The following is a 20,573-nucleotide window of genomic DNA, read 5'->3' as shown; positions in this document are numbered from 1 at the left end:
GCGACGGCTCCCGGCTCCGGCCGCCTTCCGGCGGGGACGCTCTGCGTCGCTCCGGGGGCGGCCTAGGGGCCGGGTGGGGTGCCGGCGCCGGCGGAGGGAGGCGTGCCGGACTTCTCGACCTCGTCCTCGTCGGGGCCGTTGCCCTCGGTCTGGGCGGGCAGCGCGAAGGAGCCGTCCGCGGCGACGACCTCTCCCCCGCGCCGGCGGCGGCGGTGGCTGAGGTACACGAACATGCCGATGCTCACCAGCGCCATCACCAGCGCCACCAGGGTGTGGATGCGCAGCGGGCCGACCATCAGCACCGGCTCGCTGCGGATCGCGTCGATCCAGGCGCGGCCGATGGAGTAGATCGCCACGTAGGCCCAGAAGATCCGGCCGCCGGCCCAGCGGAAGCGGGTGCTCAGCAGCAGCAGCAGCGCGAGCCCGGCGAGGTTCCACAGCTGCTCGTAGAGGAAGGTGGGGTGGTAGGTGCCGGGCACGCAGCCGCCGATGGTCTGCCCGTTGGTCACGCAGGTGACGTCCCAGGCCCACCAGGCGTCCAGCGGCGGGCCGTAGAGCTCCTGGTTGAACCAGTTCCCGAAGCGTCCGATGATCTGGGCCAGCAGCAGGGTGGGGGCGATGGTGTCCGCGAGCGCGGTGAAGGAGACGCCCTTGACGCGGGCCATCAGCCAGGCGGCGACGGCGCCGCCGGCGACGGCGCCGTAGATCGCCAGTCCGCCCTGCCAGATGTACAGCACCGCGAGCGGGTCGCCGCCGGGGCCGAAGAACGGCGCGGGGGAGGTCAGCACGTGCCAGAGGCGGGCGCCGAGGATGCCGGCGATGATCGCGACGAAGACGATGTCGAACAGGTCGTCGCCGTCGCCGCCCCGCCGCTCCCAGCGGCGGGTGGCCCACCACAGCGCCGCGGCGATGCCCGCCAGGATGCACAGGGCGTAGAAGTGCACCGTCAGCGGCCCCAGGGACAGCGCGGAGAGGGACGGGCTGGGGATCATGCCGGTCTCCTCCTCAGGTCGTGGTGCGGGTCAGGGGGTGCGTGCGCGCTCGACCCCGGCGCGCAGGTCGTCGGCCACCGCGGCCAGGGCGGTGCGGGCGGCCGCGGGGTCGCCCTCGTTCTCGAGCAGGGCGCGCACGAAGGCGGAGCCGACGATCACTCCATCAGCGTACGCCCCCACCTGCGCGGCCTGTTCACCGTTCGAGACGCCGAGCCCGACGCACACGTTCGCGGCGCCGGCGGCGCGGGTCCGCTCGACCAGGCCTTCCGTGGCTGCGGAGACGCTGGCGCGGGTGCCGGTGACGCCCATGGTGCTGGCCGCGTAGACGAATCCGCGGGTGTGCGAGACCACATGCTGGAGCCGGTCGCGGGGGGAGCTGGGGGCCACCAGGAACACCCGGTCCACGCCGTGCTGCTCGCTCGCGGCGATCCAGTCGGCGCCCTCGTCGGGGATCAGGTCGGGGGTGATCACGCCGGCGCCGCCGGCGGCCGCGAGGTCGCGGGCGAAGGCGTCCGGGCCGTAGGCGAGGATCGGGTTCCAGTAGGACATCACCAGGATCGCGGCGCCGCGCCCGGAGAGCGCCTCGACGGCCTGCAGCACATGGCGGGTGCGGGTGCCGCCGGCCAGGGCGGCGGAGGCGGCCTGCTGGATCACCGGGCCGTCCATCACCGGGTCGGAGTACGGCAGGCCGAGCTCGATCATGTCGGCGCCGTGGTCGATCAGGGTGCGGGCCGCGTCGATCGAGCCCTGCAGGTCGGGGTAGCCGACGGGCAGGTAGCCGATCAGGGCTGCGCGGTCCTCGCCGCGGGCGCGGTCCAGGGCGTCGGCGGAGCGCAGGCGCTGGGGGTCGGCGAGGGTCATCGGTTCTCCTCCGGCGCGGCGGTCGCGGTCCCGCGGGCACGGTCCCGCAGGGCGGTCAGGTCGGCCCGGGCGAGCTGGTCGCCCGCGAGTCCGAACCAGGACGAGGCGGTGTCGACGTCCTTGTCGCCGCGCCCGGACAGGCTCACCAGGATCACGGCCTCCTCGCCGAGCTCGCGGCCCAGCTCGAGGGCGCCGGCCAGGGCGTGGGCGGACTCGATGGCGGGCATGATGCCCTCGGTCATGGACAGCAGCGCGAAGGCCTCCATGGCGGGGCCGTCGTCGATCGCGCGGTACTCGGCGCGGCCGATGTCGGCGAGCCAGGCGTGCTCGGGGCCGACGCTGGGGTAGTCCAGGCCGGCGGAGATGGAGTGGGAGGCGATGGTCTGGCCGTCCTCGTCCTGCATCACGAAGCTGCGGGCGCCGTGGAGGACCCCGGCGGTGCCGCCGGTGATGGTCGCCGAGTGGCGTCCCGAGGAGATGCCGTCGCCCCCGGCCTCGCAGCCGATCAGCCGCACCCGGGGGTCGGTGTCGTCGAGGAAGGCATGGAAGATGCCCATCGCGTTGGAGCCGCCGCCGACGCAGGCGACCACCGCATCGGGCAGCCGGCCCACGCGCTCGAGGGTCTGGGCGCGGGCCTCCTCGCCGATGATGCGGTGGAAGTCGCGGACCATCGCCGGGAAGGGATGGGGGCCGGCGACGGTGCCCAGCAGGTAGTGGGTGGTCTCGACGTTGGCGACCCAGTCGCGGAACGCCTCGTTGATGGCGTCCTTGAGCGTGCGCGAGCCCTGCGTCACCGCGACCACGTCGGCGCCCAGCAGGCGCATCCGGGCGACGTTGAGCGCCTGGCGCTCGGTGTCCTCCTCGCCCATGTAGATCGTGCAGTCCAGGCCGAACAGCGCGGCGGCGGTGGCGGTCGCGACGCCGTGCTGGCCGGCGCCGGTCTCGGCGATCACGCGGGTCTTGCCCATCCGCCGGGTCAGCAGGGCCTGGCCCAGGACGTTGTTGATCTTGTGGCTGCCGGTGTGGTTGAGGTCCTCGCGCTTGAGCAGGATGCGGGCGCCGCCGGCGAGCCGGGAGAAGCGGGGCGCCTCGGACAGCAGCGAGGGCCGTCCGGTGTACTCGGCGGCCAGCTTCTGCAGCTCGGCGATGAACTCGGGGTCGATGACCGCCTTCTCGTAGACCTCGCGCAGCTCGTCGAGCGCGGGCACCAGGGCCTCGGGCAGGAAGCGCCCCCCGAAGTCCCCGAAGTAGGGGCCGGCCTCGGCGCGCAGCGGGGTGGTGGGGCGGGTGAGGTCGGGGACGACCGCGGACTGGTCGGGGGTGCTCATGAGTGAGCTCCTTCCGGGACGGGGCGGCCGCGGCGGGCGACCTGGCGGAACGAGGCGACGGCGGCGCCGGGGTCGCCGGAGGTGACCAGCGCCTCCCCCACCAGCACCGCGTCGGCACCGGCGGCGGCGTAGGCCTCGACGTCGGCGACGGAGGCGACGGCGGACTCGCCGATGGCGAGCACCCCGGCGGGGATCCGGCGCAGCAGCGCGGCGGCGCGGTCGAGGTCGACGGTGAGGTCCTTGAGGTTGCGGGCGTTGACGCCGATGAGGTCGGCCCCGAGCGCCAGGGCGCGGTCGAGCTCCTCGTCGGTGTGGGTCTCGACCAGGGCCTGCATGCCGAGCTCGGCGGTCAGCCGGTACAGCTCCCGCAGCAGCTGGTCGTCGAGGGCGGCCACGATCAGCAGCACCAGGTCGGCGCCGTGGGCGCGGGCCTCGTGGACCTGGTACGGCTCGACGACGAAGTCCTTGCGCAGCACCGGCACCGCGACCTGCTCGCGGACGGCGTCGAGGTCGGCAAGGGTGCCGCCGAAGCGGCGCTGCTCGGTGAGCACGCTGATCGCGGAGGCGCCGGCCGCGGCGTAGGTGCCGGCGAGCTCGGCGGGGGCGGGGATCTCCGCAAGGGCGCCCTTGGAGGGGCTCGAGCGCTTGACCTCGGCGATCAGGCCCATCGTGGTGCCCTCGCCGAGCAGGGCCGCGCGGGCGTCACGGGCCGGCGCCGCGGCGCGGGCGCGCCGGGCGATCTCGGCGTCGGGGACGGCCGCGCGGCGGGGGGCGAGGTCCTCGCGCACTCCCGCGATGATCTCGTCGAGCACGGTTCCGGTGGTGGTCACGGATGCCTCCTGCAGCAGTCGGGGCGGTCCGCGCGGGGCGGTCCGGTCGGGGGGTCGGGGCTCAGCCGCCGACGTAGGAGATCGGCGCCAGGAACCAGAAGGCCGGCAGGTTCCGCAGCACGGCGAACAGGACGGCCACCGCCACCAGGGCCAGCAGCACCCGGGGCGAGGGCATCAGGTCGGTGGGCAGCCCGCGGGCCCGGCGCACCGCCCAGAGGCCGAGGCCGGCCCCGCCCAGCGGCAGCGCGGCGATGATCAGCGCATTGCTGCGCAGCGCCAGCAGCAGGTCCCCGGCCAGCAGTGCGTGCACCGCGCGGATCGCTCCGCAGCCGGGGCATTCGAGCCCGGTGAGGTGGTTGACCAGGCACAGCGGGAGGTGGGTGCGGAAGGGGTCGAAGACCAGCTGCACCCCCAGGGCCAGGGCGAGGCCGGCGGCGCCGATCGCCAGCGGCAGCGCCGCCCGGCGCGGGCCGCGGAGGGCGCGGTCGGGCACGGGCGCGCCGTGTCCCTCCCGCGCCGCGGTGGTCACCGGGCGTCGGATCCGGAGGGCTCGTGGGCGCGGGCGTTCTCGCCGCCGTGGGCGGTGGCCTCGGCGCTGGCGATGCCGTAGCGGCGGGGCTGGCCCTTCCCGGCCTTGGCCAGGGCGATGCCGGCGACCAGCGCGAGCACCACGACGGCGATGCCGATCCAGATCAGGAAGGTCACATCGGTGGTGAGCAGGTCCTGGAGGATCATGCCCGCGGCGATGACGAGCGCGCCGAGGAAGATCCCCAGGTTCATCGTCCAGGCCGCGACGGTCTTGCCCTCGTTGTGGTGGGGCGGCGGCGGCACGGCGTAGGTCTTCGGCATGATCCTTCTCCAGTTGTGGTCCCGGTCCAGGCCATTGTGCCACGTCATCCCCGGCGGCTCGGCCCCGCGTCCGCGGTGGCGGCGCGGGGCTCCGCGGCCCGGGTGAGCGGGGTCACCGGGGCGCGCGGGGACCGCGGTCCGGGGCGTCTCCCGGGCTCGGCCCGCCGGTCGCGGTCGCGCGGTCCGCGGCCTCCTGCACGGGCTCCTGCGCGGCGTCCGCGGGGCCGAGGCTGGGGTCCTCGCCGCGGGTCAGGGCATCCCAGGCGGCGGCGGGATCCTGCTCGGGGCCGACGGTCGCAGCGACCGCGGGGCTGCGGTACCGGGTGCCCACCGGCCAGGTGCCCCCGGCCACCAGGGCCAGCGCCCCCACCGCGACGACCGCGAGGGCGGGCACCAGGCTCAGCAGCGGCCAGGCGGTGGCACGGGCCTCGACGGCGGAGCCGAGCATGCCGGTGGCCGCGGCGACCGCACCGCCAGCGGCGGAGGCCGGGTCGCCCGCGACGCCGAGCGCGGCGGCGACTGCGCCGAGCCCGGCCAGGACCAGCGCGGGGCCGGTCAGCCAGCGCAGCCACCGGGAGGACAGCGCGGTGGCGAGCGACGCGGCGATCGCGACCAGGGCCAGGGCCAGCACCGCCGGGGCGGCCTCGGCGCCCGGCACGGCGACCTGCTGCACGGTGCCGGCGAGGTCCGGGGCGCTCGCCTCGACCCAGGTGGGGCGGGTCGCGCCGATCAGCAGCGCGGAGGCGGCGACGCCGGCCAGGACGGTCACCCGGCGGCTCGGCAGGGCCCGGGCGGTGGGGGCGCGGCGGGAGCTCATGCCGGGCGCAGGGTGTCCGCCGAGGCGGCGGCGCGCAGGGCCGCGGCGGCCTTGGACTGGGTCTCGCGGTGCTCCATGGTGGCGTCGGAGTCGGCGACCACTCCCCCGCCGGCCTGGACGTGCGCGGTGCCGTCCTTGATCACGGCGGTGCGGATCGCGATCGCCATGTCCATGTCGCCGGCGAAGTCGATGTAGCCGACGGTCCCGCCGTACACGCCGCGCCGCACCGGCTCGAGCCGGTCGATGATCCGCATCGCGGACGGCTTCGGGGCGCCGGAGAGGGTCCCGGCCGGGAAGGTGGCGCGCAGCGCGTCGTAGGCCAGGGCGCCGGGGCGCAGATGGCCGGTGACGGTGGAGACGATGTGCTGGATGTGGGAGAAGCGCTCGATGTGCATGAAGTCCCGCACCACCACGGTGCCGGGCTCGCAGAACTTCTGCAGGTCGTTGCGGGCCAGGTCGACGAGCATGAGGTGCTCGGAGCGCTCCTTGGGATCGGCCAGCAGCTCCGCGGCCAGCTGCTCGTCCTGCTCGGGGGTGGCGCCGCGGGGGCGGGAGCCGGCGATCGGGTGGGTGGTGGCGGTGGTGCCGCGCACCGTCACCAGCGACTCGGGGCTGGCGCCCACCACGTCGATCGGGGTGCCGTCGGCGTCGACCGTGCGCAGCAGGTACATGTACGGGCTGGGGTTCATCCGTCGCAGCACCCGGTAGATGTCCAGCGGATCGGCCGCCACCGGCAGCGAGAACCGCTGCGAGGGGACGACCTGGAAGATCTCGCCGTCGACGATGTCCTGGACCGCGGCGTGGACGGCGCGCTCGTACTCCAGCTGCGCGGTGCGGGCCTTGGGCACCAGGTCGCGCACGGTGTCGTAGACCACCGGTCCGCTGCCGATCGGGGTGCGCAGCGCCGCCCGCAGCGCCTCCAGGCGCGCCAGGGCGTCGTCGTAGGCGGCGTCGACCCCGTCGGCGGTGGCGTTGAGGTTCAGGGCGTTGGCGATCAGCACCACGGTGGAGTCGTGGGCGTCGTGGACCACGACGTCCTGCGCGAGCAGCATCGACAGGTCCGGCAGCCCCACCTCGTCCGGCGGGGCGGCGTCGAGCTTCTCCCAGTGGCGCACCGCGTCGTAGGCGACGAAGCCGACCATGCCGCCGGAGAAGGGCGGCAGATGGGGCTGGCGGGCGGCGCGGAAGGCGCTGGTGACCTCCCGCAGCGCCTCGACGGGGCTGCCGGAGGTGGGGACCCCGGCGGGCACGTCGCCGCGCCAGCAGGCCTCGCCGTCGCGCTCGGTGAGCACGGCGCGCGCGGTGGTGCCGATGATCGAGAAGCGGGAGGCCTCGCCCTCCCCGGCGGACTCCAGCAGGAAGGTGCCGCGGGCGTCCCCGCCGGCGGTGAGCCGGCGGTAGAGGGAGACCGGGGTGTCCTCGTCGGCGAGCAGGCGCATGCTCACCGGCACCACCCGCTGGCGCGCGGCGAGCTCGCGGAAGGCGGCGCGGCCCGGGACGATGACGCCGAGCGCCTCCCCGTCGCGGCCGGCCACCAGCTCCGGATAGGCCTCGCTGCGGGCGGGCGCGGCAGGGTCGCCGGCGGAGGGGGCGGGAGGCTGGGGGGCGGTCATGCGGTGCGCTCCGTGGGGTCCAGGACGACGGCGCCGAGATCGCCGCCGTCGAAGCAGGTGTCGGTGCCGCGGTGGCAGGCGGGGCCGACCTGGTCGACGCGCACCAGCAGGGTGTCGCTGTCGCAGTCGATCGCCACCGAGCGGACCCACTGGACGTGGCCGCTGGTGTCGCCCTTGCGCCAGAGCTGCCGGCGGGAGCGCGACCAGTAGGTGGCGCGGCCGGTGGTCAGGGTGCGGTGCAGCGCCTCGTCGTCCATCCAGCCCACCATCAGCACCCGGTCGTCGGCGGCGTCCTGCACGACGGCGGTGATCAGGCCGGCGTCGTCGCGCTTGAGGCGGGCGGCGAGGCGCGGGTCGAGTCCGGAGGCGGGCGGCCCGGGGCGGGCCGCGGGATCGGGAGCGGTCACAGGGCGCGCTCCAGCTCCTCGGTGCGGTCCGTGCGCTCCCAGGTGAAGTCCGGCAGCTCGCGACCGAAGTGGCCGTACACGGCGGTGCGGGCGTAGATGGGGCGCAGCAGGTCCAGGGCGTCGATCAGCGCGGCGGGGCGCAGGTCGAAGACCCTCCGCACCGCGGCGGCGATCTGGTGGGAGGGCACGTGCCCGGTGCCGAAGGTCTCGATGTACAGGCCCACCGGCTCGGCGACCCCGATCGCGTAGGCGACCTGCACCTCGCAGCGGTCGGCCAGACCCGCGGCGACGATGTTCTTGGCGACCCAGCGCATCGCGTAGGCGCCGGAGCGGTCCACCTTCGAGGGGTCCTTGCCGGAGAAGGCGCCGCCGCCGTGGCGGGCCATGCCGCCGTAGGTGTCCACGATGATCTTGCGACCGGTCAGCCCGGCATCGCCCTTGGGACCGCCGAGCACGAAGCGGCCGGAGGGGTTGATGTGGGTGGTCACCTCGGAGGTGTCCAGGCCGAGCGCCTCGAGGTCCTCGAGGACCGGGGCGATGACGACCCGGGAGATCGCCGGGGCCAGCTGGCTGACCAGGTCGACCTCCTCGCTGTGCTGGGTGGAGACCACCACCGCCTCGACGGTGCGGGCCACGCCGTCCTCGTCGTAGCCGATCGAGACCTGGGTCTTGCCGTCGGGGCGCAGGTAAGGCAGGACGCCGTCGCGGCGGGCGGTGGAGAGGTTGCGGGTCAGGCGGTGCGCGGCATGGATGGGCAGCGGCATCAGCTCGGGGGTGTCGCGGCAGGCGTAGCCGAACATCAGGCCCTGGTCGCCGGCGCCGAGCTTCGCGAAGGCCTCGGCGGCCACGTCGCCGCGGGCTTCGAAGGAGGTGTCCACGCCCTGGGCGATGTCCGGGGACTGGGCACCGATGGAGACCTCCACGCCGCAGGAGTCCGCGTCGAAGCCCTTCTCCGAGGAGTCGTAGCCGATCTCGCGGATCACGTCGCGCACGATGGTGGAGACGTCGCTGTACCCGGAGGTGCGGACCTCGCCGGCCACGTGCACCAGACCGGTGGTCACCATGGTCTCCACGGCGACCCGGGCGTCGCGGTCCTGCGCCAGCAGGTCGTCGAGGATCGCGTCGGAGATCTGGTCGCAGATCTTGTCGGGGTGCCCTTCGGTGACCGATTCGGACGTGAAGGTGCGCAGCTCGCTGGTGGTCATGCGGACCAGGGTACGTCCGGGAGTCGGACGACGAGCTCGTCGAGCACGGCGTGGGCGACCGCGGTCTTGCTGCCCGCGGCGCGGGCGACCTCCTCGCCCTCGCGATCGAGGATCGTCACCGCGTTGTCGGCGGCCCCGAACACGCCGGTGGTGATGTCGTTGAAGACCAGCAGGTCGGCGCCCTTGCGGCGGGCCTTGACGCCGGCCAGCTCCCGGGCGGTGGCGCCGTCGCCGCCGGTCTCGGCCGCGAAGCCGACGATCGCGGGGCGCGGCGAGCGGCCGCGGTCGAGCACGCTGTGGCGCAGGATGTCCTCGGTGCGGCGCAGGGCGATCGCGGGCACGGACTCGTCGTCGCCGTCGTCCTTCTTGATCTTGGCCCCGGCGCGGTCGGCGGCGGTGAAATCGGCCACAGCGGCGGCCATGATCAGGGCGTCGACCTCCCCACGATGCTCGGCGATCACGCGGGCGAGCTCGGCGGCGCTGCCGACGTCCAGCCGCTGCGCCCCGGGCGGCGTCTCGAGGCCGACGTTGGCGGCGGCCAGGCGCACCCGGGCGCCGCGCACCAGGGCGGCGTGGGCCAGGGCCCAGCCCTGCCTGCCGGAGGAGTGGTTGGCCAGGAACCGCACCGGGTCGAGGTCCTCGCGGGTGCCGCCGGCGCTGATCAGCAGCTCGCGACCGGCGAGGTCGCGGCGCACTCCCCCGCGCTCGTCGCGGGGCGCGGTGATCGCCGCGCGGGCGGCCTCGAGGATCGCCTCGGGCTCCGGGAGGCGGCCGGGGCCCGAGTCGGGGCCGGTGAGCCGGCCCACGGCCGGCTCCAGCACGGTGATCCCGCGCTCGCGCAGGACTCGGACGTTCTCGAGGGTGCTGGGGTGCTCCCACATCTCGGTGTGCATCGCCGGGGCCACCACCACCGGGGCACGGGTCACCAGCAGGGAGGCGGTGAGCAGGTCGTCGGCGCGGCCGATCCGCATCCGGGCGAGCAGGTCGGCGGTGGCCGGGGCGATCACCACCAGGTCGGCCTCCTGGCCGATGCGGACATGGGCGACCTGGTCGATGTCCTCGAACACGGAGGTCAGGACCCGGTGATGGCTGAGGGCCTCCCAGGTCGCAGCGCCGACGAACTCGAGGGAGGCGGCGGTCGGCGCGACCCGCACGTCGGCCCCCGCACCGACCAGACCGCGCACCAGGTGCGCGGTCTTGTAGGCGGCGATGCCCGCGCCGACGCCGACCAGGACTCGGGCACCGTCGAGGGTGCCGGGCGCGCTGCTCATCGGGTCACCGGGCGGTGGCCGGGATCAGAGCGTGAAGTCGGTGGGCGGCAGCGGAGGGGCGTCGTCGCCGAGCAGCAGCGGGGCCGGGGCGTTGGGGTCCGGCTCGTTCTGCGCGGCGAACTCCTCCTCGTCGATCTCGCGGACGGTCAGCAGGCCCTCGTCGATCTCGCGCAGCGCGATCGAGAGCGGCTTCTCCTGGTTCTCGACGTCCACCAGCGGGCCGACGAACTCGAGCAGGCCCTCGGAGAGCTGCGAGTAGTAGGCGTTGATCTGGCGTGCGCGCTGCGAGGCGTACAGGACCAGGGCGTACTTCGAGTCGACCGTCTCCAGCAGACGATCGATCGGGGGGTTCGTGATGCCTTCGGGCTGTGCGACGGTTCCGGCCACGGAGGTCCCTTCTCAAGTAAGTGGGCGTGCGACGCTCCAGGATACGCCCTCCGCGATCCGGGGGCGAGGGCGGGCGAGCGCGGTCTCAGGTGAGGTCGCGCACCCCGAGCAGGGCGGCGAGCTCGGCGGTGGCGCGCGGGACCTCGTCGTTGACGATGGTCACGTCGAACTCGCTCTCGGCGGCGAGCTCCCGCCGGGCGGTCTCCAGGCGCCGGGTGCGCTCCTCCGGGGTCTCGGTGCCGCGGCCCACCAGGCGGTCCACCAGGGTGTCCCAGTCCGGCGGGGCGAGGAACACGAAGCGGGCCTCCGGCAGGGTGCGCCGCACCTGCCGGGCGCCGGCGAGGTCGATCTCCAGCAGCACCGGGCGGCCCGCGGCGACGGCCTCCTCGACGGGGAGGCGGGGGGTGCCGTAGCGGTGACGGCCGTGGACCACCGCCCACTCGAGCATCTGGTCCGTCTCGACCAGGCGGGTGAACTCGTCCTCGGTCACGAAGCGGTAGTGGACGCCGTCGATCTCACCAGGGCGGGGAGGGCGGGTGGTCGCGGAGACGGACAGCCAGATCTGCGGGTACCGGGCGCGGATCGCCGCGGAGACGGTGCCCTTGCCGACGGCGGTCGGTCCGGCCAGCACGGTGACCGGGGCCGGCACCTGCTCGGCGCCGGCCCCGGGGGAACGGTCGTTCACTCGGAGAAGTGCGCGACGAGCTTCTCCGCCTGATGGGAGCCGAGGCCCCGGATCTTGCGGGAGGGGGAGATGCCGATCTCCTCCATGATCTGCTGCGCCTTGACCTTGCCGACGCCGGGGAGCGCCTCCAGCAGGGCGGAGACCCGCAGCCGGCCGACGACCTCGTTGGTCTCGGCCTCGGTGAGGACCTTCTTGATCTCCTCGCCGCGGTGGCCGGCGCTGTCCTTGAGCCGTGCCTTGATGGCCGCGCGCTCGCGACGGGCCTCGGCGGCCTTCTTCAGGGCATCGGCCCGCTGCTCAGGGGTGAGGGGAGGGAGAGCCACTGTTCTTACCTCTTGTTCTGTCGCTGGTGACGTGCAAGACCCGGAGGGCCTCGGTGTGGGAAGAGCGTAACCCCATAATGGTGGCCGAGCGCACTTTCCGGACGCTTCGTCGCTGGTCCGGTGCAGATCGGCGGCCGCTGACGGGCCCCGCCACCGGGCCGCGCGGACCCCGCCGCAGCGGCCGCCCGAGCGGCCCCGTCGGCTCCCGCTCAGGCGTACTCGCGGCGCAGCTCCTCGGCCCGCCGGCTCAGCGCGGCCTGGTCCGGCCCGGCCGCGAGCAGCCCACGGGACAGGGAAACCAGAACCTGACCTGCGCCTTCACCGAAGACCTCGGGGATCTGCGCGGGGCCGGCGCCCTGCGCCCCGAAGCCCGGGGCGAGCAGCGGCACCGAGGGGGCGGCGCGGTCCAGACCGAAGCGGCGGAAGGCGTCGCCGACGGTCGCCCCGACCACCAGTCCGACGCTCGACCAGGCCCCGTCCCGGGCGCCGCCGATCTGCTCGGCGTGTCGCGCGATCGCGAGCGCCACCGGCGTGTCCGGGCCGGTCAGGGCGTGCTGGACCTGCGCGCCGGCGGGGTTCGAGGTCAGCGCCAGCAGGAACAGCCCCTTGCCGTGCGCGGCCGCGAGGGCGGCCGCCGGGTCCAGGGAGCCGGTGCCCAGGAACGGGCTGAGCGTGATCGCGTCGGCCTCGAGCGGGGCTCCCGGCAGCAGGTGCGCCTGCGCGTAGGCCCCCATCGTCGAGCCGATGTCGCCGCGCTTGACGTCCAGGATCGTGAGCACCCCGCTCGTGCGGGCGGCGGCCAGCAGCTCCTCGAGCACCGCCACCCCCGCGGCGCCGTGGCGCTCGAAGAAGGCCGACTGCGGTTTGATCGCGGCGACCCGGCCGCTCACCGCCGCGAGCGCGGCGTGCGAGAACTCCCGCAGCCCCTCCGGGGTGTCGGGCAGCGACCAGGCCTCGAGCAGGGAGGCGTGAGGGTCGATGCCGGCCACGATCCTCCCGTGCTCGGCGACCGCCTGCTGGAGGCGGTCGCCGAAGCCGGCGCCGCTCACGCCGCGGCCGTCGCGGCGCGGGCCGCGACCAGGCGGGCGGTGTGCGCCTGCAGGCTGCCCACCGCGAAGGGCTCCACCGGACGCGCCTCGATCGCCTGCACCGCCGCCTGGAACGCCTGCAGGGTGGTGATCATCGGGACGTCCATGCTGGTCGCGGCCGCCCGGATGGCGTAGCCGTCCACCCGCGCGTTGGAGCCCGAGGGGGTGTTCAGCACCAGGTCCACCGCGCCGGTCTCGATCAGCTCGATGACGCTCGCCTCGTCGCCGGGCTCGGAGGCCTTGCGCAGCACCCGGCAGGGGATGCCGTAGCGGCGCAGCACCCTGCCGGTGCCGGCGGTGGTGAGGATCTCGAAGCCGAGCGCCGCGAGGCGGGCCACCGGCAGCGTGAGCGAGCGCTTGTCGCGGTCGGAGACCGAGACGAAGGCGGTGCCGGAGGTGGGCAGCCCCTGGCCCGAGATGGCCAGCTGCGACTTCGCAAAAGCCAGTGGGAAGGTCGAGTCCAGTCCCATCACCTCGCCGGTCGAGCGCATCTCGGGACCGAGCACCGAGTCCACCGCGCGTCCCTCGCGGGTGCGGAACCGCTTGAAGGGCAGCACCGCCTCCTTGACCGCGATCGGCCAGTCGTCGGGCAGGTCCGCGCCGTCGCCCTCGGCGGGCAGCACCCCGCCGCGGCGCAGGTCGGCGATGGAGGTGCCGGCCATCAGCAGCGCGGCGGCCTGGGCCAGCGGCACGCCGGTGGCCTTGGCGACGAAGGGCACCGTGCGGGAGGCGCGGGGGTTGGCCTCGAGCACGTAGAGCACCCCGTGGGAGAGGGCGTACTGGACGTTGAGCAGTCCGCGCACGCCCACCCCGGCGGCGATCCCGAGGGTGGAGGCGCGGATGCGCTCGAGCACCGCGTCGCTGAGGGTCACCGGGGGCAGGGTGCAGGCGGAGTCGCCGGAGTGGATCCCGGCCTCCTCGATGTGCTCCATGATCCCGCCGATGTAGAGGTCGGTGCCGTCGTACAGGGCGTCGACGTCGATCTCGATCGCGGTGTCGAGGAAGCTGTCGATGAGGATCGGGGCCTCGGCCCGGCCGCCGTCGGGCAGGTTCCGGCCGACGTAGTCGATCAGGCCCGCCTCGTCGTAGACGATCTCCATGCCGCGCCCGCCGAGCACGTAGCTGGGGCGCACCAGCACCGGGTAGCCGACCTCGCGGGCCACCTCGATCGCGTCCCCGAGCCCCCAGGCGGTGCCGTAGGGCGGGGCCGGCAGGTGGGCGTCGGCGAGCACCGCGCCGAAGTGCCCGCGGTCCTCGGCGCTGTCGATCGCGGCGGGGCTGGTGCCGATGATCGGCAGCCCGGCGGCCTCGAGCCGGCGGGCCAGCGAGAGCGGGGTCTGGCCGCCGAGCTGGACGATGACGCCGGCCACCGGTCCGGCGGCCTTCTCCGCCTCGTACACCGCGACCACGTCCTCGAAGGTGAGGGGCTCGAAGTAGAGCCGGTCGGCGATGTCGTAGTCGGTGGAGACCGTCTCGGGGTTGCAGTTGATCATGACGGTCTCGTAGCCGCCGCCGGGCAGGTCGCGGTCCCCGAGGGCGAGCGCGGCGTGGACGCAGGAGTAGTCGAACTCGATGCCCTGGCCGATGCGGTTGGGTCCCGAGCCCAGGATCAGGATGGCGGGGCGCTCGCGCGGCTCCACCTCGGTCTCCTGGTCGTAGCTCGAGTAGTGGTACGGGGTGCGGGAGGCGAACTCCGCCGCGCAGGTGTCGACCGTCTTGAACACCGGGGTGATGCCCAGGGCCTGGCGCACGCCGCGCACCACGTCGCCGCTCTGGCCGCGCAGGGTGCCGATCTGGTCGTCGGACAGGCCGTGGCGCTTGGCCAGGCCCAGCAGCTCGGCGTCCAGCACCGCGCTGCCGCGGACCTCGGCGGCGAGCTCGGCGACCATCAGCATCTGGTCGAGGAACCAGCGGTCGATCCAGGTCGCCTCGACCAGCCGGTCGAGGGTCTCGGCGGGATCGACGATCCCCTCGGCGGCGGCCCAGAGGATCCGCGAGACGGTCACCAGGCGGGTGTCGGTGGGGGTGCGCACCTGGTCGATCAGGGCGGCGACCTCGGTGGCCGAGGGCGGGCGACCCTCGTAGCTGGGCGAGGCGCCCTTGACGTCCAGGGAGCGCTGGGCCTTGCCGAGCGCCTCGGTGAAGTTGCGGCCCAGGGCCATCGCCTCGCCGACGCTCTTCATGGTGGTGGTGAGGGTGGGGTCCGCGGCCGGGAACTTCTCGAAGGCGAAGCGGGGCACCTTGACCACGACGTAGTCCAGCGCCGGCTCGAAGCTGGCGGGGGTGGTGCCGGTGATGTCGTTGCGGATCTCGTCGAGCGTGTAGCCGATCGCGAGGCGCGCGGCGATCTTGGCGATCGGGAAGCCGGTGGCCTTGGAGGCGAGCGCCGAGGACCGGGAGACGCGCGGGTTCATCTCGATCACGACCACCCGGCCGGTCTCGGGATGGGTCGCGAACTGCACATTGCAGCCGCCGGTGTCGACGCCGACCTCGCGGATGATGGCGATGCCGAGGTCGCGCAGCTCCTGCAGCTCGACGTCGGTGAGGGTGAGGGCGGGGGCGACGGTGACGGAGTCGCCGGTGTGGACGCCGACCGCGTCGACGTTCTCGATCGAGCAGACCACGACGCAGTTGTCGTTCTTGTCGCGCATCAGCTCGAGCTCGAACTCCTTCCAGCCGAGGATGGACTCCTCCAGGAGCACCTCGGTGGTCGGCGAGTAGTGCAGGCCGTCGCCGCCGATGCGGCGCAGGTCGGCCTCGTCGTAGGCCATGCCGGAGCCGAGGCCGCCCATGGTGAAGCTGGGCCGCACCACCATCGGGTAGCCGAGCTCCTCGGCCGCCTCCAGCAGCTCGTCCATGGTGTGGCAGATCTTGGAGCGCGCGGACTCGCCGCCCACCTTCTCGACGACCTGCTTGAACAGGCTGCGGTCCTCGGCCTTGTTGATCGCCTCGAGGCTGGCGCCGATCATCTCGACGCCGAACTCCTCCAGGGTGCCGTCCTCGGCGAGGGCGATCGCCGCGTTCAGCGCGGTCTGGCCGCCGAGGGTGGGCAGCACCGCGTCGGGCCGCTCGGCGGCGATGATCGAGCGCAGGATCTCGGGGTGGATCGGCTCGATGTAGGTGGCGTCGGCGATGTCCGGGTCGGTCATGATCGTGGCGGGGTTGGAGTTGACGAGGATGACCCGCAGGCCCTCCTCGCGCAGCACGCGGCAGGCCTGGGTGCCGGAGTAGTCGAACTCGGCGGCCTGGCCGATGACGATCGGGCCGGAGCCGATGACGAGGACGGACGAGATGTCGGGACGACGGGGCATCAGGACTCCTTGGCGGCGGAGGCGTCGCGGTGGGCGACGGCGAGCTCTGCCAGATGGTCGAAGAGGGGCGAGGCGTCGTGGGGGCCGCCGGCCGCCTCGGGGTGGTACTGGACGGAGAAGGCGGGCCGGTCGAGGCAGCGCAGGCCCTCGACCACGTCGTCGTTGAGGCCGACGTGCGAGACCACCACGCGGCCGTAGCGGCCGCCGTCGTAGGGGGCGACGTGCTCGCCCTCGAGGGGGAGGTCGACGGCGAAGCCGTGGTTGTGGGCGGTGATCGCCACCTCCCCGGTCTCGCGGTTCTGCACCGGCTGGTTGATGCCGCGGTGGCCGAACTTCAGCTTGTAGGTCTCGAAGCCGAGGGCGCGGCCCAGCAGCTGGTTGCCGAAGCAGATGCCGAAGAAGGGCAGGCCCGCGTCCAGCACGCCGCGCAGCAGCTCGATCTGCGCGGTGGCGGCGGCGGGGTCGCCGGGGCCGTTGGAGAAGAACACCGCATCGGGGCGGGTGGCCAACAGGTCCTCGAGCGAGGTGGTCGCCGGCAGCAGGTGCACGCGCAGGCCGCGGGCCAGCATGCTGCGCGGGGAGGCGCCCTTGATGCCGAGGTCGACGGCGGCGACGGTGGCGATCGCCTCCCCCTCGGGCTCGAGCAGCACCGGCTGGGCGATGGTGACCTCCTCGACGAAGCTCGCGCCGGTCATGGTGGGCTGCTCGCGCACCCGGGTCAGCAGCTCCTGCTCGGGGACGCTCAGGGCGTCGCCGGAGAAGATGCCGCCGCGCAGGGAGCCGGTCTCGCGCAGCCGACGGGTGAGCATGCGGGTGTCGATGTCGCTGATGCCGACGATGTCGCTGCTGATCAGGAGGTCGTCGAGGGTCTGCTCGGCGCGGTGGTTGGAGGCGATGCGGGAGGCGTCGCGCACGGCGTAGCCGCGCACCCACACCCTGCGGGACTCCATGTCCTGCGCGTTGGCGCCGGTGTTGCCGATGTGGGGGGCGGTCTGCACCACGATCTGGCCGGCGTAGGAGGGGTCGGTGAGGGTCTCCTGGTAGCCGGTCATGCCGGTGGTGAAGACGACCTCGCCGAGGCGGGCGCCGCGGGCGCCGTAGGCGCTGCCGCGCACGACGGTGCCGTCCTCGAGGATCAGCAGCGCCGGCTCGCGCCGGGCGCGCCGGGCGGCGGGCGTGGGGGTCAGGGTGGTGGTCATGCGGGGTCCTTCCGGGTCAGGAGGAGGTCGTGGTCGGATCGCGAGGCGAGCCGCAGTCCGGTGTCCAGGAGCTGGTCGCCGAGGCGCCAGCGGATGATCAGGAGGCCGTCGCCGCCGATGAACTTGCCGGCCATGCCGGGGCCGGCGGTGATCTCGGCGACCACGGCCGCGGGGATGGTCAGGGCCGGGGCGCCCTCGCGCTGCAGGTGCCAGGAGCCGCGGTCGCCGAGGGTCACCTCGGCCTTCGAGCGCTGGCCGAGGCCGTGGGCGACGACCCGCTCGAGCGGCTGCTCGGCGAGCACGGTGTCGACGTAGACGGCGTCGACGGGGCCGTGGGCGACGCCCTCCCCGAGCGTCTCGAGGCCCGTGCCGGCGGGGGCGGGCAGATGCTGCTGGGAGCGGCCGCGGCGGCGCCAGCCCCATGCCATGGCGGCCAGGATCAGGGCGAACAGGGCGGCCAGCAGCAGGACCGGGACGAGCTGCTCGCTCACCGCGCCACCACCGCCCCCTCGCGCACGGTGGGCCGACCGCCGAGCACGGTGAGCCGGTTCGCCCCGGGCAGCTCGAGGCCCGCGAACGGCGAGTTGCGGCTGCGGGAGGCGTGCTCGGAGGGGTCGACCCGGCGCATCGGGCGCGGGTCCCAGACCAGGACGTGGGCGGGGGCGCCGGGGGCCAGCGGGCGGCCCTGGTCCTCGTCGCGGCCTATCTCGGCGGGCTTCTCGGACATCACCCTCGCCACGTCCCGCCAGCTCAGGGTGCCCTGATCGACCATGGTGGACTGCACGATCGACAGGGCGGTCTCGAGCCCGGTCATGCCCATGGCGGCCTGGTCCCATTCGCGGTCCTTGGCGTCGCGGGGGTGGGGGGCGTGGTCGGTGGCGACGATGTCGATGGTGCCGTCGGCCAGTCCCGCCCGGACCGCCTCGACGTCCGCGGCGGTGCGCAGCGGCGGGTTCACCTTGAACACCGCGTCGAACTGCCGCACCCGCTCATCGGTCAGCAGCAGGTGGTGGGGGGTGACCTCGGCGGTCACCGCGATGCCGCGCTGCTTGGCCCAGCGCACGATGTCCACGCTGCCGGCGGTGGACAGGTGGCACACGTGCAGGCGGGAGCCGACGTGCTGGGCCAGCAGCACGTCGCGGGCGATGATCGACTCCTCGGCCACGGCCGGCCAGCCGGTCAGTCCCAGCTCGGCCGAGACGATGCCCTCGTGCATCTGGGCGCCCTCGGTGAGGCGGGGGTCCTGGGCGTGCTGGGCGATGACGCCGTCGAAGGTCTTGACGTACTCCAGGGCGCGGCGCATCAGCACCGGGTCGTGGACGCAGCGGCCGTCGTCGCTGAACACCCGCACCTTCGCGCGGGAGCCGGCCATCGCGTCGAGCTCGGCGAGCCGCTCCCCCGCCAGGCCCACGGTGACCGCGCCGACCGGGCGCACCGAGCACCAGCCGGCGGTCTCCCCGCGGCGGGCGACCTGCTCGACGACGCCCGCGGTGTCGGCCACCGGGGTGGTGTTGGCCATCGCGTGCACGGCGGTGAAGCCGCCGCGGGCGGCGGCGCGGGTGCCGGACTCGATGCTCTCGGCCTCCTCGCCGCCGGGCTCGCGCAGGTGGGTGTGGAGGTCCACCAGGCCCGGCAGCACGATGCAGCCGTCGGCCTCGACGACCTCCGCCCCGGCGGGGGCCTCGAGGTCCGGGCCGACGGCCGCGATCAGGCCGCCGACCAGCAGCACGTCCTGGACGTCCTCGCCGTAGGGGCGGCCGCCGCGGATGAGGAGCGGAGCGACCGGGTCGGCCCCGACCGGGGCGGGGGTCTCAGCGGACATGGGGGGCCTCCCGGGCGTCGGTGGCGAGCAGGTGGAACAGGACGGCCATGCGCACGAACACGCCGGAGGCGACCTGTTCGACGATGACGCTGCGCGGGGAGTCGGCGACGTCGCCCGCGATCTCGAAGCCGCGGTTCATCGGCCCGGGGTGCATGACGATCGTGTGCGCGGGCAGGGCGGCGGCGCGGGCGCTGGTCAGCCCGTAGCGGCGGGAGTACTCCCCCGCGGTGGGGAAGAAGCCGCCGCCGACCATCCGCTCGCTCTGGACGCGCAGCATCATCACCGCATCGGGGCCGGTGGCCAGGGCCTGGTCGAGGTCGTAGCTGATCGCGCAGGGCCAGGCGGTCGCGCCGACGGGCACCAGGGCGGGCGGGGCGACCAGGGTGACGCGGGCGCCCAGCAGGGTCAGCAGCAGCACGTCGGAGCGGGCCACCCGCGAGTGCAGCACGTCGCCGACGATGACCACGTGGAGGCCGTCGAGCCCGCCGGCCGGGTCGCCCGGCCGCAGATGGCGGCGCAGGGTGAAGGCGTCGAGCATCGCCTGGGTGGGGTGCTCGTGGGCGCCGTCGCCGGCGTTGATGATGGGCTGGTCGATCCAGCCGGCGTGGGCCAGCAGGTGCGCGGCGCCGGCGGAGCCCGAGCGGACCACCACGGCGTCGGCGCCCATCGCCTGCAGGGTCAGGGCGGTGTCCTTGAGGGACTCGCCCTTGGACAGGCTCGAGCCCTTCGCGGAGAAGTTGATGACGTCGGCCGACAGCCGCTTCGCGGCCGCCTCGAAGCTGATCCGGGTGCGGGTGGAGTCCTCGAAGAAGAGGTTCACCACGGTGGTGCCCACCAGGGCGGGCAGCTTGCGGATCGAGCGGGACTGGGTGGCGGCCATCTGCTCGGCGGTGGAGAGCACCGCGCAGGCCTCCTCGCGGCTGAGGTCCGCGATCGCGATGAAGTGCCTCATGCCGCTCCCCCGCTGCTGGGGCGGGGCGCGGGCCGGACGATGTCCACCGCGTCCTCGCCGTCGGTCTCGACGAGCTGGACGTGGACCCGCTCGCTGCGGGAGGTGGGCAGGTTCTTGCCGACGTGGTCGGCGCGGATCGGCAGCTCCCGGTGGCCGCGGTCCACGAGCACCGCCAGGCGCACCGCGGCGGGCCGGCCGATCGCGCCCAGGGCGTCGAGGGCGGCGCGGACGGTGCGGCCGGAGAAGAGCACGTCGTCGACCAGCACCACGGTGCGGCCGTCGATGCCGCTCAGCGGGATGCGGGTGGGGCTGGGCGCACGGGTCGGATTGCGACGCAGGTCGTCGCGGTACATCGTGATGTCCAGCGCCCCGTACAGGGCGCCGGGGTCCTCACCGGGCGGGCGCCCCTCGGCGCGGGCGATCAGCTCGGCGAGCCGGCGCGCGAGCGGCACCCCGCGGTGCGGGATGCCGAGCAGGACGAGGTCGTCGGCCCCGTGGCCGCTCTCGAGGATCTCGTGGGCGATGCGGGTCAGGGCGCGGCGGATCTCCTCGGGGCCGAGCACCCGGGAGCGCTGGGCTGGGGGCGTGGATCCGGGCTGGTCGACGGCGGGGTCATGCATGGGGATCTCCCTT

At 74.5% G+C, this 20,573-nt stretch carries 21 protein-coding genes; all 21 read right to left on the bottom strand.

Annotated elements, in window-relative coordinates:
* Positions 1–62: 62 nt before the first annotated feature.
* Positions 63–992: a prolipoprotein diacylglyceryl transferase gene (gene lgt / locus ACOJUI_RS07510; RefSeq protein WP_422117438.1), complete on the bottom strand. Its 930-nt coding sequence runs from the start codon at positions 990–992 to the stop codon at positions 63–65.
* A gap of 30 nt (positions 993–1,022) precedes the next feature.
* Positions 1,023–1,853: a tryptophan synthase subunit alpha gene (gene trpA / locus ACOJUI_RS07505; RefSeq protein WP_422117437.1), complete on the bottom strand. Its 831-nt coding sequence runs from the start codon at positions 1,851–1,853 to the stop codon at positions 1,023–1,025.
* Positions 1,850–3,181, bottom strand: coding sequence for a tryptophan synthase subunit beta (gene trpB / locus ACOJUI_RS07500; RefSeq protein WP_422117436.1), 1,332 nt, complete (start codon positions 3,179–3,181; stop codon positions 1,850–1,852). The genes trpA and trpB overlap by 4 nt, the downstream gene beginning before the upstream one ends.
* Positions 3,178–4,011: an indole-3-glycerol phosphate synthase TrpC gene (gene trpC / locus ACOJUI_RS07495; protein ID WP_422117435.1), complete on the bottom strand. Its 834-nt coding sequence runs from the start codon at positions 4,009–4,011 to the stop codon at positions 3,178–3,180. The genes trpB and trpC overlap by 4 nt, the downstream gene beginning before the upstream one ends.
* 61 nt (positions 4,012–4,072) lie before the next feature.
* Entirely contained in the window at positions 4,073–4,504 is a 432-nt protein-coding gene (locus tag ACOJUI_RS07490) for a DUF2752 domain-containing protein (protein WP_422117434.1), read from the bottom strand.
* Positions 4,505–4,536: 32 nt separating this feature from the next.
* Positions 4,537–4,908: an HGxxPAAW family protein gene (locus tag ACOJUI_RS07485; RefSeq protein WP_422117433.1), complete on the bottom strand. Its 372-nt coding sequence runs from the start codon at positions 4,906–4,908 to the stop codon at positions 4,537–4,539.
* 64 nt (positions 4,909–4,972) lie between these two features.
* The gene (locus tag ACOJUI_RS07480) at positions 4,973–5,677 is read right to left on the bottom strand and encodes a Trp biosynthesis-associated membrane protein (RefSeq protein WP_422117432.1); all 705 of its coding nucleotides are present in this window, start codon (positions 5,675–5,677) and stop codon (positions 4,973–4,975) included.
* Positions 5,674–7,290, bottom strand: coding sequence for an anthranilate synthase component I (locus ACOJUI_RS07475; protein ID WP_422117431.1), 1,617 nt, complete (start codon positions 7,288–7,290; stop codon positions 5,674–5,676). The genes ACOJUI_RS07480 and ACOJUI_RS07475 overlap by 4 nt, the downstream gene beginning before the upstream one ends.
* Positions 7,287–7,697 (bottom strand): phosphoribosyl-AMP cyclohydrolase, encoded by a 411-nt coding sequence (hisI, locus tag ACOJUI_RS07470; protein WP_422117430.1) that lies wholly within the window; start codon positions 7,695–7,697, stop codon positions 7,287–7,289. The genes ACOJUI_RS07475 and hisI overlap by 4 nt, the downstream gene beginning before the upstream one ends.
* A complete protein-coding gene (metK, locus tag ACOJUI_RS07465) occupies positions 7,694–8,902 on the bottom strand; it encodes a methionine adenosyltransferase (protein WP_422117429.1) in 1,209 nt (402 codons plus the stop codon). Before metK ends, hisI begins: the two co-directional genes overlap by 4 nt.
* Entirely contained in the window at positions 8,899–10,173 is a 1,275-nt protein-coding gene (gene coaBC, locus ACOJUI_RS07460) for a bifunctional phosphopantothenoylcysteine decarboxylase/phosphopantothenate--cysteine ligase CoaBC (protein WP_422117428.1), read from the bottom strand. Before coaBC ends, metK begins: the two co-directional genes overlap by 4 nt.
* A 24-nt stretch (positions 10,174–10,197) precedes the next feature.
* Positions 10,198–10,560, bottom strand: coding sequence for a DNA-directed RNA polymerase subunit omega (gene rpoZ / locus ACOJUI_RS07455; RefSeq protein ID WP_422117427.1), 363 nt, complete (start codon positions 10,558–10,560; stop codon positions 10,198–10,200).
* An 85-nt stretch (positions 10,561–10,645) separates the two neighbouring features.
* On the bottom strand, positions 10,646–11,245 hold the full coding sequence (gene gmk / locus ACOJUI_RS07450) for a guanylate kinase (RefSeq protein WP_422117426.1): 600 nt from the start codon (positions 11,243–11,245) through the stop codon (positions 10,646–10,648).
* Positions 11,242–11,568, bottom strand: a complete 327-nt coding sequence (gene mihF, locus ACOJUI_RS07445) for an integration host factor, actinobacterial type (RefSeq protein WP_299303478.1) — start codon at positions 11,566–11,568, stop codon at positions 11,242–11,244. Before mihF ends, gmk begins: the two co-directional genes overlap by 4 nt.
* A 209-nt stretch (positions 11,569–11,777) precedes the next feature.
* Positions 11,778–12,617, bottom strand: coding sequence for an orotidine-5'-phosphate decarboxylase (gene pyrF / locus ACOJUI_RS07440; RefSeq protein ID WP_422117425.1), 840 nt, complete (start codon positions 12,615–12,617; stop codon positions 11,778–11,780).
* Positions 12,614–15,967: a carbamoyl-phosphate synthase large subunit gene (gene carB / locus ACOJUI_RS07435; protein WP_422117424.1), complete on the bottom strand. Its 3,354-nt coding sequence runs from the start codon at positions 15,965–15,967 to the stop codon at positions 12,614–12,616. The genes pyrF and carB overlap by 4 nt, the downstream gene beginning before the upstream one ends.
* A complete protein-coding gene (gene carA / locus ACOJUI_RS07430) occupies positions 15,967–17,166 on the bottom strand; it encodes a glutamine-hydrolyzing carbamoyl-phosphate synthase small subunit (RefSeq protein WP_422117423.1) in 1,200 nt (399 codons plus the stop codon). The genes carB and carA overlap by 1 nt, the downstream gene beginning before the upstream one ends.
* Complete coding sequence (locus ACOJUI_RS07425; protein ID WP_422117422.1) at positions 17,163–17,657, bottom strand: hypothetical protein; 495 nt, start codon at positions 17,655–17,657, stop codon at positions 17,163–17,165. Before ACOJUI_RS07425 ends, carA begins: the two co-directional genes overlap by 4 nt.
* Positions 17,654–18,988, bottom strand: coding sequence for a dihydroorotase (locus ACOJUI_RS07420; protein WP_422117421.1), 1,335 nt, complete (start codon positions 18,986–18,988; stop codon positions 17,654–17,656). The genes ACOJUI_RS07425 and ACOJUI_RS07420 overlap by 4 nt, the downstream gene beginning before the upstream one ends.
* Positions 18,978–19,940, bottom strand: coding sequence for an aspartate carbamoyltransferase catalytic subunit (locus ACOJUI_RS07415; RefSeq protein WP_422117420.1), 963 nt, complete (start codon positions 19,938–19,940; stop codon positions 18,978–18,980). Before ACOJUI_RS07415 ends, ACOJUI_RS07420 begins: the two co-directional genes overlap by 11 nt.
* Positions 19,937–20,560: a bifunctional pyr operon transcriptional regulator/uracil phosphoribosyltransferase PyrR gene (gene pyrR, locus ACOJUI_RS07410; protein WP_422117419.1), complete on the bottom strand. Its 624-nt coding sequence runs from the start codon at positions 20,558–20,560 to the stop codon at positions 19,937–19,939. The genes ACOJUI_RS07415 and pyrR overlap by 4 nt, the downstream gene beginning before the upstream one ends.
* Positions 20,561–20,573 lie beyond the last annotated feature (13 nt).

It is taken from the genome of Brachybacterium sp. UNK5269, assembly GCF_049266655.1.
Classification (GTDB): Bacteria; Actinomycetota; Actinomycetes; order Actinomycetales; family Dermabacteraceae; genus Brachybacterium.
This window is presented reverse-complemented; position numbering and strand designations above follow the sequence as displayed.

Excerpts from the sequence above, each read along its gene's own strand:
- ACOJUI_RS07475 (WP_422117431.1), bottom strand. The coding sequence starts at position 7,290 with ATGACCGCCCCCCAGCCTCCCGCCCCCTCCGCCGGCGACCCTGCCGCG.
- pyrR (WP_422117419.1), bottom strand. The coding sequence starts at position 20,560 with ATGCATGACCCCGCCGTCGACCAGCCCGGATCCACGCCCCCAGCCCAG.
- ACOJUI_RS07485 (WP_422117433.1), bottom strand. The coding sequence starts at position 4,908 with ATGACGTGGCACAATGGCCTGGACCGGGACCACAACTGGAGAAGGATC.
- trpA (WP_422117437.1), bottom strand. The coding sequence starts at position 1,853 with ATGACCCTCGCCGACCCCCAGCGCCTGCGCTCCGCCGACGCCCTGGAC.
- trpB (WP_422117436.1), bottom strand. The coding sequence starts at position 3,181 with ATGAGCACCCCCGACCAGTCCGCGGTCGTCCCCGACCTCACCCGCCCC.
- carA (WP_422117423.1), bottom strand. The coding sequence starts at position 17,166 with ATGACCACCACCCTGACCCCCACGCCCGCCGCCCGGCGCGCCCGGCGC.
- ACOJUI_RS07420 (WP_422117421.1), bottom strand. The coding sequence starts at position 18,988 with ATGTCCGCTGAGACCCCCGCCCCGGTCGGGGCCGACCCGGTCGCTCCG.
- metK (WP_422117429.1), bottom strand. The coding sequence starts at position 8,902 with ATGACCACCAGCGAGCTGCGCACCTTCACGTCCGAATCGGTCACCGAA.
- lgt (WP_422117438.1), bottom strand. The coding sequence starts at position 992 with ATGATCCCCAGCCCGTCCCTCTCCGCGCTGTCCCTGGGGCCGCTGACG.
- ACOJUI_RS07480 (WP_422117432.1), bottom strand. The coding sequence starts at position 5,677 with ATGAGCTCCCGCCGCGCCCCCACCGCCCGGGCCCTGCCGAGCCGCCGG.
- ACOJUI_RS07415 (WP_422117420.1), bottom strand. The coding sequence starts at position 19,940 with ATGAGGCACTTCATCGCGATCGCGGACCTCAGCCGCGAGGAGGCCTGC.
- carB (WP_422117424.1), bottom strand. The coding sequence starts at position 15,967 with ATGCCCCGTCGTCCCGACATCTCGTCCGTCCTCGTCATCGGCTCCGGC.
- coaBC (WP_422117428.1), bottom strand. The coding sequence starts at position 10,173 with ATGAGCAGCGCGCCCGGCACCCTCGACGGTGCCCGAGTCCTGGTCGGC.